We start from the raw sequence: 18,786 nt of genomic DNA, 5'->3' as shown, positions 1-18,786 counted from the left end.
ATTGATTATTTAGTCTTGATTTGATACTCGGAGTACTTAGCCTTATCCTCCCACTGGATGCTTTGGATCAGCATAACAAGGCAAAAGACTATCCAGGCAACGAGGAGCCCCCAACGCTCTAGGTGTAGTCCTGCGTGAGGTGCTTGTCGTAGCATGGAGGAGAGCTTTTCGTAATCCTTGTCTGTATACTCGTCAGGCAAGTCTCGAGCCGCCTTCTTGTCTAGGATGACTCCGTCAGAGATAAGCATGACAGAGGGCTGAGCCCGTGCCATGGTCTTGATGATTGTACCATCGCAGAAGTAGAGCGGGTAGGCGGCTGCCGTCTTATTGCGCCAGCGTCCACGCTCTTCGGCTGTACTGCCAGAGATGCCGTACATAGCGATGCCGACAGACTCGGCCCAGTCATAGAGTGCGTTGAGCTTACGCCCGATCTGTATGGGCGTCGTCTCCCAGTTTGGCGTTATAACCCATATCTGCGGACTCTCATTGAGTAGCATCGTCTGGGTTACCTCACGCTCTGTCGCTTGCTGAGAGCCGCCGGCATAGATCGCAAAGTCCATGACGGGAGGCTTGTAGCCCTCCTTGATGACTCGCTCTTGGCGGTCAATGTAGGTCCATGTAGAGTCGGGGAGGTCCTCCATGTTGAATGTCTCCCGCAGTCCATTCTTCTCATAGATAAAGAGGTACTCGATCTCCTCTTGAGGAGCGTCTTCAGGGATCATGGTCAGCTCTCGCAGCGAAGCTCCGATCTTGTAGGGGCGAAAGTCGATGAGCGGTAGATGCCTTAAGTTCCCTCCCACGAAAATGCCCCAGCCTAAGAGGAGTAAGGCCTCTGCCACAAATGCTGTTGTGCCTCGTAAAGGACGACTTGCCTTGCGATAGGTCAGGAGGTAAACGATCGTGATCGCCATGAAGAAGACGTTCTTACCAAAGGTCTGCCAGTTGGTGAGCTTGAGCGCATCACCAAAGCATCCACAATCGCTGATAGGGTTAAAGAGAGCTAGATAGAGCGTCAAGAGCGTCATCACGCCCATAAAGATAGTGGTAGCCCATACTGTGATCCTCCTCCACAGTCCCATTAAGAGAAAAGCCCCGAGGAGAAATTCAAAGGAGCAGAGTGCGACCGAAAGAGCCGGAGCCATAGCTCTCCAGCTCCCCAGCCCCATCACTCTGAGGTACTCCTCTATCTTGATGGCCCCTCCCATAGGGTCTACTCCCTTGACAAATCCCGAGAAGAGTAGCAGAGCCACTAGTATGATGCGGGAGAGTTCGGATAGGATATATTGGACTCGTTGACGGCTCATAGGGTTATCTATAAATGGCGTATACTATACCTTAGTCAAAGCGTAACTTGATCAATGCAAAGATAGCGTAGTTTATCATATCCTGGTAGTTAGCCGCTATGCCTTCGCTCACGAGGGTCTTGCCGGCGAGGTCTTCGATCTCCTTGGTGCGGAAGACCTTCGTCAGTATGATGTCCGTTATCGAGCTAATGCGCATCTTGCGCCACGCCTCGTCGTAGTCATGGTTCTTGTCGGCCATCAGCTGGTAAGTCTCCTCGATGAGCTGGTCGTATAGCTCGAGTGCCTCTTCGGGCGATAAGTCGGGCTTGTCGCTCGGTGTGCGATCTAGCTGTATGAGACCGATGATGCCATAGTTGACGATACCGATATATTCGTTGTCCACATCCTCATCGACACGTTGCTCCGCTTTGGTCTCTAGGGAGCGTATGCGTAGTGCCTTGATCATGATCTGATCTGTGAGTGAGGAGGGGCGTAGTATGCGCCACGAAGCTCCATAGTCGTGTAGCTTTTGGGCGAAAAGCGTCCTACACTCTGCAACTACCTGATGATACTGCTGCTCTGTATTCATAGACTCTAAAGCTTTAGGGTGAAGGGGGCTAGTCGTTGAGAGCAAGGTCTAGCACCTCCTTGATCGTCTCTACATAGGAGAAGGTCAAGCCCTCAATGTATATAGGCTTGATGTCTAGGATGTCCTTCTCATTTTCTTTGCTCAGGATCAGCGTCTTGACACCAGCCCGCTTGGCTGCTAAGATCTTCTCCTTGATGCCTCCTACGGGGAGTACACGCCCTGTGAGCGTTATCTCGCCGCTCATAGCGATGCGAGGCTTCACCGTGCGCCTGGTCAAGGTCGAAACCAGCGAGGTGGCCATGGTGATACCAGCACTCGGGCCATCCTTGGGGATAGCTCCCTCGGGGACGTGTAGGTGTATCTCCAGCTTGTCAAAGGTGCTCTCAGGTATCTGCAGCTCCTCGCAGTGTGCCTTGATATAGTCTAGAGCTATGACGGCACTCTCTTTCATCACATCTCCTAGGTTGCCCGTGAGTGTCACCTTGCCCTCCTTACCACGATGTGTGGAGCTCTCGATGAAAAGTATCTCGCCACCCACCTCAGTCCACGCTAGACCCGTGACGATGCCTGGCATGCCAAAGTCTTGCCAGATGTCTCGTGTGTAGGGTGGTGTGCGTAGGTCTTGCTGTATGATCTCAGGAGTGATCTGCACGCTGTACTTCTGTCCCATGGCGACACGCTTAGCCTGCTTACGCATGAGTGCTGCGAGGTTCTTCTGTAGCGACCTCACGCCACTCTCTCGGGTATAGCCCTCGATGAGATAGGTTAGCGCAGCTGTGTCTATGGCAAACTGCTCGCTCGTTAGTCCGTGCGCCTCCAGCTCCTTAGGTACGAGATGACGATGAGCTATCTCGACCTTCTCCTCCAGCAGATAGCCCGACACCTGAATCAGCTCCATACGATCTAGGAGCGGACGAGAGATAGTGCTGAGCGTATTCGCGGTAGCTATGAAGAGTACCTTACTCAGGTCATAGTCTACGTCTAGGTAGTTATCATGGAAGGCCACATTCTGTTCCGGATCTAGCACCTCTAGGAGTGCGGCTGCGGGGTCGCCCTTGTAGTCCGAAGAGATCTTGTCTATCTCGTCTAGTACGAAGACGGGATTGCCTGTGCCCGCCTTCTTGATGCTGTCTATGATACGTCCGCACATCGCTCCTATATAGGTGCGTCGGTGTCCACGTATCTCCGCCTCATCGTGCAGACCTCCGAGGGAGATGCGCACATACTTACGTCCGAGGCTCTCGGCGATGCTCTTGCCCAGCGAAGTCTTACCCACACCAGGAGGACCATAGAGACAGAGTATCGGGGACTTGAGATCGTTCTTGAGCTTGATGACGGCTAGATGCTCTAGGATACGCTCCTTGACACGCTCTAGACCGAAGTGGTCACGGTTTAGTATCTCCTCCGCATGCTTGAGGTCAAACTGATCCTGGCTATACTCCTGCCATGGTAGGTCGATCATCAGACGCAGGTACTGTAGCTGTATGGAGTATTCGGGAGCCTGTGTCGGGATGCGCTCTAGGTTGCCTAGCTCACGGTCGAAGGTCTTCTGTACCGCTTCACTCCACTTCTTCTTCGTAGCTGCCTCACGTAGCTCCTCAATGGTTTGGTCGGCAAAGTCGCTCTCGCCTAGCTCCTCTCTAATGGTGCGTATCTGCTGCTCTAAGAAGTGCTTGCGCTGCATCTCGTCCATGTCCGACTGGGTCTGCTTTGCGATCTTCTCATTAATCTGTACCAACTCGTTCGTCTGACGTACGTAGGAGATCAGCTCCATAACGAGATGCTTCGTGTCGGAGATCTTGAGTAGCTCCAGCTTAGCCCTAGGAGTTAGAGAGAGATAAGCAGGGGTAAAGTTGATCAGGAAGGGGAGGTTGTTTTGAGCATTGAGTGCCTCGACAAAGTCCTCAGCGCCCTCCATGCGTCGCATTTTGACCAGTTCAATCAGCTCATAGCGCAGCTTGTTGAAAGCGACAAAAAGCTCCGTGTCGTTCGTCAGATCCCTTTCCGAATGAGGTAATTCGAGTGGAGACTCAACCCTGCAGCGCAGGTAAGGGTTCGTCTGCGTATAGTTGCTGGTGTGGATACGTATGATGCCTCGTATGATCGCTACGACATTGTCTGGCGAGGGGTGGATCATATCCTCGACGATACAGAGTACACCCTCTTTGGCGAGAGAGCCTGGTGTGATGGGGGTGTCGGGGTCTGATCCTATGTAAGTCGTGGCAACGATATATTGTCCCTTGGACATGGCGTTGCTCACGGCGTCTATCTGCTTGTCCTCAGTCAACATGACTGCCTGCAAGACGCAGGGAAAGAGGACGGCATTAAAGACAGGTAGCACGGGATAGGTGCTTCCTAACAGTGGTGACAGAAGAGCGTCATGCTCATCGTCAAGTATCTCATTTTCATCTATAACGTTCGGCAGAGGAATGACCATGCCCCCAGGTCCAACGTTGGGCAGGTCGGTCTCTACAAAGTCGTAATTGTCTTCTTTCATATAAGCGATATTAGCTATCTATTGCGCAAATCTGCTTGTATTGTTTGCAAATATACCACATTTATCCGACTAGGCGGGAGGAGGGACGGGCTTCAACAGGGCTGACGCATTAGATACGATGACCTCATCTGCCTCTCTATTTCTCGCTGGTTGTTATCTGTAGCTCCTAAAAGAGCAATTATAATACATCAGCCCTGATTGGGCAAATTCGACGCCAGCTCGTTACGATAATTTAGAGTCGAATACATATCAAAACGGTGCTGTGTCGGGGAAAACTGATTTCCACGTGGATATTTCGAAATCTCCAGGTGGAGAATAAAAAATTCTTCGGAGGAATGAAATGAAACTTCGGAGGAATGAAATGAAACTTCGGAAGAAATGATTCGCCCCCACGTGGGGAAGAAAAAATATCCACGTGGAGATTTGAGATTCTCCACGTGGATATTCGAGAAAGGAGGGAATCGGACGAATTTCCCCGTAAAGATATGTAAATGGAGACTAGAGGTTAGAGGTTAGAGGGCGGGGCTGACACACTATATATAATGAGTCCACCCTGACGTCTCTTGCGTCATGGACATAAGTTGCAGATAGTTTGCTCTGCAATTGTGACAGCAGGGGCTATGAAGCCACTCTTATCGCTGACGACAGAAGAGGAAGCTGACGTGTCGTGTCAGGGCGGTGAACCAGCCGTACCGCCGAGCCATGATGCGGAGCCGCTCGAGGAGCGAGGCGCGGTGGTTGCGTGTGGTGACCCCCTCGTTGAGGTAGTTGACGAGATAGTCGTCGATGCGGTACTGGCTATGGATGGCGTCGATGATGTTGATGCACCAGTCGTAGTCTGCCGAGTAGCGATAGCGCAGGTCGTAGAGCGGAGCGAGCTTGCGTCGTGGTATGAAAGCTTGGTGGCAGATGAGCATACCATTGGCAAAGGAGTGCTGCGTCAACTGATGGGGCGGGCGCAACCGACGAGGATGGAGGTCTTGGTAAGCACCGTCTACAATCATCGTGTCGCCATAGAGGAGGTCGGGCTGGTGCGTCTCAAGAGTAGCGCAGACGGTGCGGACCGTGTCGGGCGTGCGGAGCGTATCGCCCGCATTGAGATACCAAATGTAGGTGCCGGTGGCATGACGCAACCCTTTATTCATCGCATCGTATAGCCCATGATCGGGCTCGGAGTGGACGGTAGCACGAGGGTAGAGTGTCTGGACGAGCGAGAGCGTCTTGTCTTGGGAAGCTCCGTCTATGACGAGGTACTCAAAGCTCTGGTCACTTTGCTCGGCAAGGCTACGCAGCGTGGGTGCTATGGTTGCCTCCGCATTGTAGCAGATGGTGATGATGGTTAGTAGGGGCGTGGTGGTCATGAGTTTGCTCGCTGGGTGTCATCTATTAACTGTGCGTAAAGCTGGGCATACTGCTGGGCAATAGCGGTGGGGGCAAAGCGCAGGGCAGATGCTCGGCACGCTTCGGGCTGATAAGCTGTGGCTTCGGTGAAGTGCTGCCAGAGAGCGGTCGCCATCTCTTGCGGTTTGTCGTGCGCCACGAGGGCTCCATTGACTCCATCGATGACTATATCTGCGGGACCTCCCGAGTCTCTGGCAATGACGGGCGTACCGCAGGCAAGTGACTCTAGGAGTGTCTGGCCAAAACTCTCGCGCTCGCTGGTTGAGATGAGGACGGAGCTCTCAGCGTAAAGTGAGCGTAGTCGCTCCGCATCGGAAATGTTGCCCAGATGCTTTACGGGGATGGGGATCTGCTTGAGGAGTGTGCGGTCGGAGAGGGCGCCGACGAGTGTGAGTCGCATTTGCGCTCTCTGCTCGCCTGCCAGATCGGCGAGTTGTCGCATGGCTTCGGTGAGGTAGCTCCACCCTTTGATCGGGTCGTCCACACGCGTCGCTACGAAGAGAATCTGATAAGGTGCCTGCTCATTGGTGGTTCGGCTTCCTTGGCTCTGTGCCTGCTGATAGTACTGATCGGAGAGGACGTTGCCGATGGTGCTGATGCCTAGGCGGGGTACGATGGGGGAGCGTGACACCTCATTGGCAAGGTTACTGGAGACAGTGACCCAGTGAATAGGGTAGTGCGCCATTAGCTCCGCTTTGCGCTGCCGAACTTGTCGGTCTAGTCGGCGCAGGGGGGCTGACAGTTCGCCAGGCTTAGTCGCCATCTGCTCGATGCCCTGCGCCCACCAATAGTCATGGAGTGTGATTACGACGGGTAGCCCGAGCTTGCAGAGCTCCTCGAGGGTGCGGAGCGAGAGGAAGGCGTGCTGCGTCCAGTGCAGATGGATGAGATCCACCTTTGCGAGGTAGGGGCGCAGGGCACGCATAGAGATGCCGAGTCGGCCTAGAGATGTTTTGAAAGTTTGCTCACGGTTGAAGCCGTTGAGCAGGGCAACGATGGCGCGCTCGCTCCAGAGCTTACATTGCCAAGCTCGGTAAAGTCTCCGATCATTGCCAAGGGCGTGCACCCCAGCTAGGGTCTCCAAGTTCGGAGCCATGAGCAGTAGCTCAGCCCCTAAGCCGTAACTCCGCTCAGCCTCTAGCAGTCGTAGTGCTGCGATGCCAGCACCGCTATTAGCCCCATAAGTGCTGAGGTGTAGGACCCTTGTCACAGTTACTTCTTGAAGTAGCGCAGGTAGTCGCCATACCCCTCAGCCTCTAGGCTGTCTAGGGGAATGAAGCGCAGCGCAGCACTATTGATACAGTAGCGCAGTCCGCCTAGTTCGACGGGGCCATCCTCAAAGAGGTGCCCGAGGTGAGCGTCCGAGTCTTTGCTACGCACCTCCGTACGCACCATGCCGTGTGAGCGGTCGGTCGACTCCTTGATCAGTTGGTCGTCAATAGGCTTCGCAAAGGCAGGCCAACCGCAACCTGAGTCAAACTTGTCTAAGCTGAGAAAGAGTGGCTTGCCAGAGACAACGTCCACGTAGATACCCGCCTCAGTGAGGTCGTAGTACTCATTGTCAAAGGGAGGCTCCGTGCCAGCCTCCTGCGTCACGTGATACTGCATCGGCGTGAGACGCTTGCGAAGTGCCTCGTGGTCTACGTAGCGTACGTAGCTCTCACGCGCTATCTGCGTACGGCCGATATGACAGTAGCCTCCCGGGTTCTTGCGCAGATACTCCTGATGGTATTGCTCAGCGGGGTAGTAATTGTCCAAAGGTTTGCACTCGACCACGACGGAGTCGGCATAAGCCTGCTGTAGCGAAGTGAGCGCCTTCTCAATGATCGGTCGCTGCTCCTTCTTCGTATAGTAGATACCGGTTCGGTACTGCGTGCCTTGGTCGGCTCCTTGGCGGTTGAGCGTGGTGGGGTTGATGACGGTGAAGTAGCGCTCTAGGATAAAGCTGAGCGGTACACGCCCTGCGTCGTAAACTACCTGCAGTGTCTCTGCAAAGCCCGTTTCGCCTGTACAGACCTCTTCGTAAGAGGGCTGCCGACTGAGCGTGCCATTGGCATAGCCTACCTCGGTAGAGATGACTCCGTCGACCTCCTCAAAGAAGGCTTGCATACCCCAGAAGCACCCCCCAGCGAGGTAGACGGTGTCTAGCTCTTGAGGCTGTGCGGTTTCTCTACACATAGCGTTAGTGAGGATAATGGTCGTGCAACTTATAATCAATGCAAGTGCGACCCACTTTGTACGGCTTGATAAGGTCATTTACTATCTGGACATGAGCGGGGTGTGTGGCATAAGCCGAGAGAGCCTCTAGATCATCTACATCAGCTTGAAGCATGAAGGTAGACTCCTCGCTGGGGTTGCAGTTGAAGAAGACTTCCATCGACTCCAGCTCGAGGATCTGCTCGGGGAGGTCTTCGAGGAGTTGCTCGATCTTCTTCAGATGAGCCTGCTGCTCCTCAGCGGAGCCTGGTAGTTGTAGCGTGAAGATGACGCAATGACGTATCATGTATTATGGGGGAGTAAAGGGTTAGACGATTAGTTTTTGGGGAAGAGTGTCGAGCAGGTGCCATCCTTCATGCACTCGATCATCTGCTCATCAAAGAGCGAGTCCTTGTAGCCAAGGAAGTAAAGGATGCCATCGAGACCGACAGACGAGATGCGCTGCTCGGCACTTGCCTTGACCTTGGGCTTAGCGTGGAAAGCGATACCTAGTCCAGCGAGCGAGAGCATAGGTAGATCGTTGGCACCATCGCCTACAGCTACCGTCTGCATGAGGTCCACACGCTCTACCTGAGCGATCAAGCGAAGCAGGTCAGCCTTGCGTCGCCCATCGACCACGTCGCCTACGTAGCGACCCGTGAGCTTGCCATCGGCCACCTCTAGCTCGTTGGCGTAGACATAGTCTATGTCAAACTTCTTCTGCAAGTAATGGCCGAAGTAGGTGAAGCCTCCTGAGAGGATGGCGGTCTTGTAGCCCATCACCTTGAGCGTGCGCATGAGTCGCTCACACCCTTCGGTAATGGGGAGGTGGTGCGCTATATCCTCCATGACAGAGACGTCGAGCCCCTTGAGCAGAGCGACACGCTCTGTAAAGCTCTCGATGAAGTCTATCTCACCGCGCATAGCTCGCTCGGTGATTGCCTTGACTTGGTCGCCCACGCCAGCTCTCATAGCCAGCTCGTCGATCACCTCGGTCTGAATCAGTGTCGAGTCCATATCGAAGCAGATCAGGCGACGCATACGGCGAAACATACTCTCCCTCTGGAAGGATATGTCCATATCAAGCTCGCCACTCATCTGTAGGAGGTCTAGCTGGAAGGTGTGAACATCCTTGATATTGCCACGCATGGAGAACTCGATGCTCGCCATCGGTGCCTGCTGCATTGGGTCTAGCGGAATACGACCCGTGAGGCGGCGGATGTTATCAATGTTAAGCCCCTGATCGGCAGCCGCGCCAGCCACAGCCGATAGCATCTCAGCTGTCATCTTGCGCGCTACGACGGTGATGATGTAGCGATTTTTGCCTTGGGCATTGACCCACTCTCCATATTCGTTTGTAGAGATAGGGGTAAAGCGTATCTGTACATCAAGTTCGTACCCCTTGAAGAGTAGATCCTTCAGTACAGAGCCTGAGTCATTCTCGTTCATCTGGAAGAGGATGCCCAGGTTGAGGTGACTATGTATGTCGGACTGGCCGATGTCTAGGATATATGCGCCATGCTCTGCGAGGATGCTCATGAGCGAAGCGGTCACGCCTGGGCGATCGTAGCCCTGTATGGTCGCTAGCATTAGTTTGCCCTGAGCATTTAGTAATGGTGTGTTCATCTGATTAGGTTAAGATAAGTCGTTAACATAATGGTTTTAGCTCTCCAAAGGTAGTGAAAAATCCAAACTCTTGTCGCTTTTCGATGTTGCACAGCCGAACTAGTAGAGTGAGACCTCACTTTTTACTATCTTTGTGGCACGTTTATAAAGAATCGGCACAAGGAGCTCTCTAAGCTTGTGTGCTACTAATACAGAAACAAACTAAAGGGCTGAGTAAGCAGCAGACAATAGTAATAAATAGTAACAGCAATGGTTCGAGTTAGATTTGCGCCTAGTCCCACGGGTCCCCTACACATCGGAGGCGTGCGGACAGCACTCTTTAATTATCTCTTCGCACGTCATCATGGTGGCACTATGGTGCTGCGTATAGAGGATACGGATAGCAAGCGCTTTGTGCCTGGAGCTGAAGATTACATCATCGAGGCTCTACAGTGGCTAGGGATAGAGATCGACGAGGGGATCGGTAGTACCAATCAGCCTTACGGCCCCTATCGTCAGAGTGAGAGGCGGGACATCTATCGGGAGTATGTGCAGCAGCTCATAGAGCGTGGCGCAGCGTACTATGCCTTTGATACCGTGGAGGAGCTAGAGCAGGCTCGCGAAGAGATGCCCAACTTTAGCTATGACGCCTCTACCCGCTCTAAGATGCGCAATAGCCTCTCGCTACCTAGCGAGGAGGTGACTCGTCTGCTAGAGTCTGGTGAGGAGTATGTGGTGCGCTTTAAGGTAGACCCCGACCGCGAGGTTGAGGTCGATGACTTGATCCGTGGCAAGGTGGTCATCAGCTCCACGCAGCTAGACGACAAAGTCCTCTACAAGAGTGCAGACGACCTGCCTACCTACCATCTAGCCAATATCGTCGATGACCACTTGATGCAGATCACGCATGTGATCCGTGGCGAGGAGTGGCTCCCTAGTGCACCGCTGCATGTTTTGCTTTATGAGGCTTTTGGCTGGCAGGACTCGATGCCTCAGTTTGCACACCTATCGCTCCTCCTGAAGCCTCAGGGTAGTGGTAAGCTGAGTAAGCGCGATGGGGATAAGCTGGGCTTCCCAGTTTTCCCGCTAGAGTGGCGCAGTCCGGAGGATGGCTCTATATCGATGGGCTATCGTGAGCAGGGTTACCTGCCAGAGGCTGTGAACAACTTCTTAGCACTACTAGGGTGGAATCCCGGTACCGATCAAGAGCTTTTTGCAGATCCGCAAAAGTCTATCTCGTCTGAGCTGATCTCAGCTTTCTCGCTAGATCGTTGTAGCAAGAGCGGTGCTCGCTTTGACTTTGAAAAGGCCAAGTGGTTCAACCACCAGTACATACAGCTCGTCCCCGTAGAGCGTCTCATAGCTTATATACGCCCAGCTCTCAGCGAGCGTGGCTTGAATCCTTCGGATGAGTTGCTCGGAGATGTACTCCTGACGGTCCGTGATAAGGCGCAACTGTTGCCCGACTTACTCCCCGAGGTGCTTTACTTCTTCGTAGCTCCCACCGAGTACGACGCTAAGGGACTCAAGAAGCACTGGAAGGCAGAGACACCTGGCTACTTACAGCAGATGATCACCCTCCTCGAGGGACTCCCGAGTGAAGCATCACTAGACACGATCGAGCAGGCTCTCTACGACAAGATCAATGGTGATGAGCTACCTATGGGTAAGGTGATGAACGGTATACGTATGGCACTGGTGGGAGCACCACGTGGCGCACGTATTCATGAGATCATATACCTGCTGGGCATCCCCGAGAGCGTACGACGTATGCAACACGCTATAGAGGAGATCAAGCTATAGCTACATGGATCGAAGTAATCAATGAACTAAACTTTAGATATAACGACTGAATCATGAGTTTGCGTATCAACAAACTTCTGAGCGATGCAGGTATCGGATCGCGCCGTGAAGTGGAGAAGTACATCGTCGCTGGGCGTGTCACGCTCAATGGCGAGCGAGCTGAGCTAACGGATTTCGTGGTAGAGGATGATATCGTGACGCTAGACGGTGAGGAGCTCCCTGTCAACGACATCTTGCGTGAGGCACTCTCGATGAAGCACTACCTAGAGGCTCAGCAGGAAGAGCGAGAGACCAGAGATGCTGCTCGAGAATACGCCCCACGAGGTGGCGGACGCTCTAATCGTCCTGCCAAGTCTGGCCCCAAGAGAATGAGGTCAGACCGATATGGTGATGAGCCTAGAGAGTCTAAGGGACATCCTAAAGGCCCCAAAGGCAATAAACCTTACAAAGCCAAAGGCGGTGATGCCCATGGTCGTCGACGTGACAACCGAGGCAAAGACTTTAACAATGACGATAGGTGGTGAGTCTATCACCTATCATGTCGCTGGATATGAATAGATCAAAAGGAACGAAAGGATGCAGATAACATTGGTCAGACATACCGCTGTATCACCTGAGTGGCAGGTCATCTGCTATGGTAATACAGATATACCGCTGGCAGACACATTTGCCGAGGAGGCGCCTCGTGTGGCTGCTCAGATTGACCTGTCTCTATATGACCGCATCCTCTCTAGTCCATTGTCTCGTGCGCTCAAGCTGGCGCAGCACTGTGTACCCCAGGGTACCAATATAGAGGTAGACGACCGTCTGAAGGAGATGAACTTTGGCGATTGGGAGGGGAAGCATTGGGACAGCATCCTAAAGGAAGAGCAGGAGGTAGCAGCTTTCTTCGAGTACTTCATCGAGCAGCCAGCCCCTCGTGGTGAGTCGCTACGGGACTTATCACAGCGTGTCGCAGAGCTACTTGATGAGCTCTACACATCAGGAGCTCAGCGGGTACTCCTCTTCTCCCATGGCGGTGTCATCAACGCTGTGAGAGCTATGGCGGGTCGCATCACGCTACAAGAAGCTTTTGCTCAGATCCTACCCTATGGCAGCGTGACGACGATCGATCTAGATGAACTCATACACATAGATCAGATCAAGCTCTGATGAGATGTCTTACTTGCGTACGATAAGAAAGTAACTAACGTGGGAAAGCGAACTATCTGGACTATAATCATCTTGCTAGTGACTATTGCTACAGCATCTATCTTGATGCAGTTGAGAAACTTCAGCTATGTCACTGAGCTATACAATGACTACTTTGAGACTTTGGCTCAGAGAGCATTGGATGAGGTCTCTCTCTCGTTGGAGCAAGATGAGGTCGAGCGTCAGCTACGTTCAGTACTCACACAAGACGATGTGCAGAGACTAGGGCTGAGTGATGATACGCTCCAGCATCCGGATGTCGCATCTAGTGCCTTCTCGTCGAGCTATATGTCTGATGGTAGCGAGGTGTGGAATGGCTACGGCAATGCTGAGCGTGCGACCTGTCCGCCATGGGCACAAGCTCGTGTGAATAGGCAAGGCACAGAGCATGCTAACGTATTGCAGAGTAAGTTGCTCAACACGTACTTCTACCACCGCAGCCTCCTCGATGAGGCGGTACTACGCACTATCCTAGAGCGCAATGATCAGCCTCTTAGACAGAGGGTCAATGTAGACTTCTTGCAGAGTGCACTGGTGCGTGAGCTGGGGCTGGTAGGTATTACGGAGAAGTTTGAGTTTACCCTTTATGATCGTAGTGGGCAGGCAGTTTACACGACGGTACCAGACACTTACGACCCTTCACGAAAGGCTCCGCTAGTATTGCGGAGGGATCTTTTCGTCCGATCTAACTCCTATATGGATACACCAGACGAATCAAACCTGCCCTATATTGAGTTGATCTTCACAAATCACAGCCATCACATGGGTAATCTAATCTATACGATCCCTCCAATTGCTACGCTCGTGGTGATCGTGATACTGAGCGTGCTGGCCATTGCAATCCTCGTACGGCAGCAGCACTACATGCGTGAGCGTAAGGACTTTGTGAGCAACATGACTCATGAGCTTAAGACACCCGTGAGCTCTATACGTCTAGCCTGTGAGATGCTTGAAGATCCCTCTGTAGAGGAGTCTGAGGAGAGACGCAAACGCATCACCCAGACCATGCTTAAGGAGGTAGATAGGCTCACGCTATTAGTAGATCAGGTCTTGCAGTCCTCGACGATGGAGCGTGGGGTGCTCAAGATTTATCCTGTCGAGCTAGATGCGCACGAGGAGATTAGAGATCTAAGTAGTGCCTATGGTATGAAGATCACAGAGGCTCATGGAGAGCTTGTGCTAGCTCTAGAGGCTGAGCGTCATAGAGTCTTTTGTGATAAAATCGCCTTTCAGAACGTTATATCTAATGTGATAGACAATAGTCTGAAGTATTGCAAGGTGGATGTGCCACCGATCATCACGCTCTCCACGCGCAACGATGACACCTACCTTATTATAGATATACAGGATAATGGTATCGGTATCTCTCGTCAAGATAGGGGGCATATCTTCGATCAGTTCTATCGCGTCCATACGGGTGATCGCCATGACGTCAAGGGCTTTGGTCTTGGTCTGGCCTACGTACAGCGGGCTATTCAAGGTATGGGAGGCGAGGTTAAAGTCTTTAGTAAGCTCGGAGAGGGCACTAAGATGTCTCTCCGCATTCCCTTCCTAGTAGAGGGTGATTCTAAAATGCATAACAAGAAAAAGTAAACGAATCTTATTCAAGAACATCTAACTAACAAGAACATCTAACTAACAAGAACATCTAACTAATAAGAAGCTAGATAATTCACAATAAATCAAATACAGCTATGAACAAGAAAGAGATTAAAGTATTCCTCTGCGAAGACGATGAGAGCTTAGGCTTGATGCTTCAAGAGTACCTTATAGCAAAGGACTATGAGGTAGACCTCTTTACAGATGGTGAAACGGGGCTAGAGGCCTTTGGTAAGGAAGAGTATGCGCTCTGCCTTATCGATGTCATGATGCCCAAGATGGATGGGTTCGAGCTGGCTAAGCAAATACGCGCTGCTAAACCCAATATCCCCATTATATTTGTCACTGCAAAGGATCAAAAGAAAGATGTACTGCGTGGCTTCAAGCTCGGAGCTGACGACTACATCACGAAGCCCTTTAGCATGCAAGAGCTCGAGGCGCGTATCTCTGCGATCATGCGACGCATCATCGGTGAAGAGCATGAGGAGCAGCAGTTCTATCAGCTAGGCAAGCTACTCTACGATACGAAGAAGCAGACCCTGACGACTGAAGATGGTAAGGTGCTCACCTTAACTACAAAGGAGAACGAGCTGCTGACGCTCTTCTGCGTATATGCCAACGAGACTCTCGAGAGAGACTATGCACTGAAGACTATCTGGGCTGACGCTAACTACTTCAATGCACGCAGCATGGATGTCTATGTGACCAAGCTCCGTAAGATCCTCCAGGCTGATCCATCGCTAGAGATCAAGAATGTACACGGCAAGGGTTACCGTCTCGTTACTCCGATGAAAGAGATACCACAAGATCAGATCAAAAAGATCTAGTCATCTCTTAAGGTAGAGGTAAAAACTCACACGCAAGAGGCGACGAGGGTACAATACCTTCGTCGCCTCTTGCTTTTTTTTTGCTATACTGAACTTGATACAAGGCAGATAACCGATCGTTGTGTCTTACTGCAATGATATGGGAGCCTTAACACCAAATCCCCACGTGGAGATGCGATTTCCCCACGTGGATATTTGGAGTGATGGGTAGTTTAGTTTGCTTTTTGAGCCAGTTTCTTCTGATGCCGCTTGCCTACAGCCAGCACCGTGATGTAACCCACGATGCCTGAGATAAGGCTACCTGTCAGGATACCCAGCTTGGCCTCGCTGAGCCAGTCTAGGTGCAGATGTACATCGTATGATAGACTGGCGATAAACATAGAGACCGTAAAGCCGATACCACCCAAGATAGATACCGCAAAGAGCATGGCGGGATAGACCCCATCACTCCACTGATGCTTCGTGAGACGAATGTAGACATAGGTAAAGAGGAAGATGCCGACGGGCTTGCCGACGAATAGCCCTAAGATCACTGCAACGGGGAGTGCTGAGATGCCACCCATCGCAAAGGTGGAGAAGTCGATCCCCGCATTGACAAATGCAAAGATAGGTAAGATCAAATAGTTGACCCAACCTGTGAGCGCATGCTCTAAACGCTGTACTGGGGGTATAGCTCGTGAAGCAGATTGGCGCAAGCTGTTGATCAGAGCAAGATCAGCTTCATCAAGGTGTGTGGTCTGACCCTTTTGCGCATCCTCTGTATGTGGTAATATCTTAGAGACCGTACCCGCGAGATGGCTCAACTGGTGACGAGAGACAGAGGTCGTCATAGGTACTGTCAGAGCGACCATGACACCTGCGATGGTGGTGTGGATTCCACTCTGTAGGAAGAAGAACCATACGACGAAGAGTCCGATCATGTAGATCACTATATTGCGTACTCCCGATCGTCCTAAGAGAGCCAAGAGGGCAACGACCGCCAGTCCGAGTCCTAGCATCAACAGGTTGATCCCAGAGGAGTAAAAGAGTGCTATCACGATGATACCGCCTATGTCGTCAGCCACCGCTAGCGTAGTCATAAAGACACGCAGTGAGACGGGTACATGATCCTTCAGCACCATCAGCACCGCCAGTACGAAGGCTATATCTGTAGCCATCGGGATAGCCGCACCACGGCTCGCATCACCCGCAGGAGCAATCAGCCAAAAGAGGAGAATAGGTACGATCATACCACCGATAGCCCCCACGACAGGCATCATCGCCTTTTTGACAGAAGAGAGCTCCCCCACGAGAAGCTGTTGCTTGATGTCTAGCCCCACAACGAAAAAAAAGAAGACCATCAAGACATCATTGGCAAAAACCAAAAAGCTCATCGGCTCGCCATGATAATGAAATATGTCTAGCCCTAGGATATTCAGGTTGATCGGTATAGCGAGCAGATTATGGTATAGATCTCTGAGAGGACTATTGGCCACAATAAGTGCTACGATGGTCGCAAGAAAGAGTACGACGGTGGAATCTACTTTACGGATTGTAAACCTCTGAATAGGTCTAAGGATACGATTGGTTGGAGACATGAAGTACTGGTTCTATGATGTATTCAACGTGGTCTCAAGGAGGAGTGATGTTGCGTATAGTGATGACATATAGTGCCTCCATGAGTCTGTTTAAGCAGAGAGAGCCATGATGGGATAGCAAGAGGAGGTATTGTAGTAGCATCTCAATACTCTCACAACTCCCTGAGCAAAGATAGCAAAATATGTGGAAACCATTGCACGGACAGGTAAAAAATCCAGGCTGACACATGATATATATATGATGCACTCATTTACTCCTCGCTTGTCGCCAATGTGTAGCTCTTGAAAAAACGATTATGATGCTTCATCCTGACTGGGCAAATTCAACGCTAACCCGTTACAATAATTTAGATCCGACTACATATCGAAACGGCACCGTGTCGAGGAAAACTGATTTCCACGTGGATATTTCGAAATCCCCACGTGGAGAATTTTTATTTCCCAGGTAGGGAATAAAAAATTCTTCGGAGGAATCAAATGAAACTTCGGAGGAAATGAATGACGCCCACGTGGAAAATAAAAAATATCCACGTGGAGATTTGAGATTTCCCACGTGGATATTCGAGAAAGGAGGGTATCGGACGAATTTCCCCGTAAAGATATGTAAATAGGGGTTAGAGGTTAGAGAGCCGGTGTGACCGCTTAACTATCAGATCTCTTCCTCCCCTTGTGGATGGTGACCTGTCCGAGGGTCTTCCTCAAGCGAGTGAAGAGGTCTGCGCTAGGGATCTCTAGATACTCGCGATCCGGTTCATTCCGTTCGGAGACGATGAGCAGGATGTCGTTAGGGTTCAGGTGTAGTCCACCCTTAGGCACTATGTAGCGATCATTACGACGTACGAGGATAACCAGTTCGTCGGGATTGAGTGCTAAGTCCTTAAGCAGATGCCCCTCGGAGAGCATCTCCTCTACGACAACACGCTCCTCCATGCTTGTATTGGTCTCCTCAGGGATCTCGACACCCATGAAGTAGCCCTCAGGGGGAGCAGGCTCAGCGAGATGCAGCGCACGAGCTACGGGGGTGATCGTCATGCCCTGACAGATGAGCGATACCAGTGTAATGACAAAGACGATGGTAAATATGTGATTGGACTGGGGTACCTCAGCTAGTACGGGATAGGTGGCAAAGAGGATGGGCGCCGCCCCACGTAGACCGACCCAAGAGGTAAAGAGGCGAGCCTTGAAGGATAGCTGGCGAAAGGGGAGTAGCGTCACGAAGCAAGCCAGCGGACGAGCCACAAACATCATCAGCACAGCTATGATAAGTGTCGGAACCAATACGGGGAGCATATCGCTCGGATTGACCAGTAGTCCTAGCATGATGAAGAGTACGATCTGCACCAGCCAGGTGATACCATCGAAGAAGCCGTACACCGACCTTCGAGCTGTGATCTTACTATTCCCTAGATAGATGCCCGCGATATAGACTGCTAGATAACCATTGCCACCTATATACCACGTGCTCACGTAGGTGATCATGACGAGGCAAAGCAGCGCGATGGGGTAGAGCACCTCGTTCTGGATGTTCAGATTGTTTAGCATCTTGACGCATAGCCAGCCAAAGAAGAAGCCTCCGATGATGCCAAAGAGAAACTGCAGTACGAGGCTCCCCGCCACACCCCATAGGGAGGTGTCGCCCCCCATGACGAAGCCAATGAGCGCGACGGTAATCATATAGGCCATCGGGTCGTTACTACCACTCTCCAGCTCTAGGAGTGGCTTAAGGTTTTCCTTAAGATGCACACGTTGCGAGCGCAGGATAGCAAAGACTGAGGCGGAGTCGGTACTGGACATCGTGGCCGCTAGCAAGATCGCGATAGGTAGCGAGAAGGTGAGTGAGGCAAAGAGGTAGTGCGTCACGCCGAAGATGAGTAGGCCCGTAAAGATGGTCGTGAGCAGCACGCCTATGGTACTTAGGGCGATACCCTCGCCGATGATGGGACGTATCTGTGAGAGCTTGGTACCCATACCACCAGAAAAGAGAATGATCGAGAGTGCTACAATACCGATGGACTGCACACCCCGCATGTTGCTAAAATGTATACCGATACCATCTACGCCAAAGAGCATACCCGTCAGCAAGAAGAGGAGCAGGGCTGGCACTCCAAAGCGAGCTCCTACCTTACCCAGCAAGATACCGACAAAGATGACGATGGAACCAATAATCAGAAAGGTCTCAGTGGATAGAAGCATAAACTGATGCTAAGTAAATAATACT

General features: G+C 51.8%; 15 protein-coding genes. 5 read left to right on the top strand and 10 right to left on the bottom strand.

Annotation, left to right across the window (positions count from 1 at the left end):
• Positions 1 to 5 precede the first annotated feature (5 nt).
• The 8 genes from RDM37_RS00345 to serB all read right to left on the bottom strand — a co-directional run bounded on the left by RDM37_RS00345 (position 6) and on the right by serB (position 9,592).
• On the bottom strand, positions 6 to 1,304 hold the full coding sequence (locus tag RDM37_RS00345; protein ID WP_308554167.1) for a BT_3928 family protein: 1,299 nt from the start codon (positions 1,302 to 1,304) through the stop codon (positions 6 to 8).
• A 31-nt stretch (positions 1,305 to 1,335) separates the two neighbouring features.
• Complete coding sequence (locus RDM37_RS00340; RefSeq protein ID WP_308554165.1) at positions 1,336 to 1,872, bottom strand: DUF1599 domain-containing protein; 537 nt, start codon at positions 1,870 to 1,872, stop codon at positions 1,336 to 1,338.
• Between the two features lie 28 nt (positions 1,873 to 1,900).
• A complete protein-coding gene (lon, locus tag RDM37_RS00335) occupies positions 1,901 to 4,369 on the bottom strand; it encodes an endopeptidase La (protein WP_308554163.1) in 2,469 nt (822 codons plus the stop codon).
• A 632-nt stretch (positions 4,370 to 5,001) separates the two neighbouring features.
• Positions 5,002 to 5,730: a glycosyltransferase family 2 protein gene (locus RDM37_RS00330; RefSeq protein WP_308554161.1), complete on the bottom strand. Its 729-nt coding sequence runs from the start codon at positions 5,728 to 5,730 to the stop codon at positions 5,002 to 5,004.
• Complete coding sequence (locus RDM37_RS00325) at positions 5,727 to 6,980, bottom strand: glycosyltransferase (RefSeq protein WP_308554159.1); 1,254 nt, start codon at positions 6,978 to 6,980, stop codon at positions 5,727 to 5,729. Before RDM37_RS00325 ends, RDM37_RS00330 begins: the two co-directional genes overlap by 4 nt.
• 2 nt (positions 6,981 to 6,982) lie before the next feature.
• Positions 6,983 to 7,948 carry a peptide-methionine (R)-S-oxide reductase MsrB gene (msrB, locus tag RDM37_RS00320; RefSeq protein ID WP_308554157.1) on the bottom strand — a complete coding sequence of 322 codons (966 nt, stop codon included), beginning with the start codon at positions 7,946 to 7,948 and terminating at the stop codon, positions 6,983 to 6,985.
• A 4-nt stretch (positions 7,949 to 7,952) separates the two neighbouring features.
• Entirely contained in the window at positions 7,953 to 8,273 is a 321-nt protein-coding gene (locus tag RDM37_RS00315) for a Dabb family protein (RefSeq protein WP_308554154.1), read from the bottom strand.
• Between the two features lie 29 nt (positions 8,274 to 8,302).
• Entirely contained in the window at positions 8,303 to 9,592 is a 1,290-nt protein-coding gene (serB, locus tag RDM37_RS00310; RefSeq protein WP_308554152.1) for a phosphoserine phosphatase SerB, read from the bottom strand.
• 249 nt (positions 9,593 to 9,841) lie between these two features.
• Between serB and gltX the strand changes: the two genes are divergently transcribed.
• From gltX to RDM37_RS00285, 5 genes are all read left to right on the top strand, one after another.
• A complete protein-coding gene (gene gltX, locus RDM37_RS00305; RefSeq protein ID WP_308554150.1) occupies positions 9,842 to 11,374 on the top strand; it encodes a glutamate--tRNA ligase in 1,533 nt (510 codons plus the stop codon).
• Positions 11,375 to 11,427: 53 nt separating this feature from the next.
• The gene (locus RDM37_RS00300) at positions 11,428 to 11,898 is read left to right on the top strand and encodes a S4 domain-containing protein (RefSeq protein WP_308554149.1); all 471 of its coding nucleotides are present in this window, start codon (positions 11,428 to 11,430) and stop codon (positions 11,896 to 11,898) included.
• A gap of 52 nt (positions 11,899 to 11,950) precedes the next feature.
• A complete protein-coding gene (gene cobC / locus RDM37_RS00295) occupies positions 11,951 to 12,526 on the top strand; it encodes an alpha-ribazole phosphatase family protein (protein WP_308554147.1) in 576 nt (191 codons plus the stop codon).
• A gap of 105 nt (positions 12,527 to 12,631) precedes the next feature.
• On the top strand, positions 12,632 to 14,158 hold the full coding sequence (locus tag RDM37_RS00290; protein ID WP_308554145.1) for a HAMP domain-containing sensor histidine kinase: 1,527 nt from the start codon (positions 12,632 to 12,634) through the stop codon (positions 14,156 to 14,158).
• Positions 14,159 to 14,259: 101 nt separating this feature from the next.
• Positions 14,260 to 14,991: a response regulator transcription factor gene (locus RDM37_RS00285; protein WP_308554143.1), complete on the top strand. Its 732-nt coding sequence runs from the start codon at positions 14,260 to 14,262 to the stop codon at positions 14,989 to 14,991.
• Between the two features lie 212 nt (positions 14,992 to 15,203).
• Here RDM37_RS00285 and nhaA read toward each other — a convergent pair whose 3' ends face one another.
• Positions 15,204 to 16,568: a Na+/H+ antiporter NhaA gene (gene nhaA / locus RDM37_RS00280; RefSeq protein ID WP_308554141.1), complete on the bottom strand. Its 1,365-nt coding sequence runs from the start codon at positions 16,566 to 16,568 to the stop codon at positions 15,204 to 15,206.
• A 642-nt stretch (positions 16,569 to 17,210) separates the two neighbouring features.
• Positions 17,211 to 18,761 carry a potassium/proton antiporter gene (locus RDM37_RS00275; RefSeq protein WP_308554139.1) on the bottom strand — a complete coding sequence of 517 codons (1,551 nt, stop codon included), beginning with the start codon at positions 18,759 to 18,761 and terminating at the stop codon, positions 17,211 to 17,213.
• Between the last annotated feature and the right edge of the window lie 25 nt (positions 18,762 to 18,786).

Origin of the sequence: uncultured Porphyromonas sp. (assembly GCF_902489635.1) — a bacterium.
GTDB lineage: Bacteria > Bacteroidota > Bacteroidia > Bacteroidales > Porphyromonadaceae > Porphyromonas.
The sequence above is the reverse complement of the archived record's forward strand: the minus strand, read 5'-3'. Positions and strand labels throughout refer to the sequence as shown.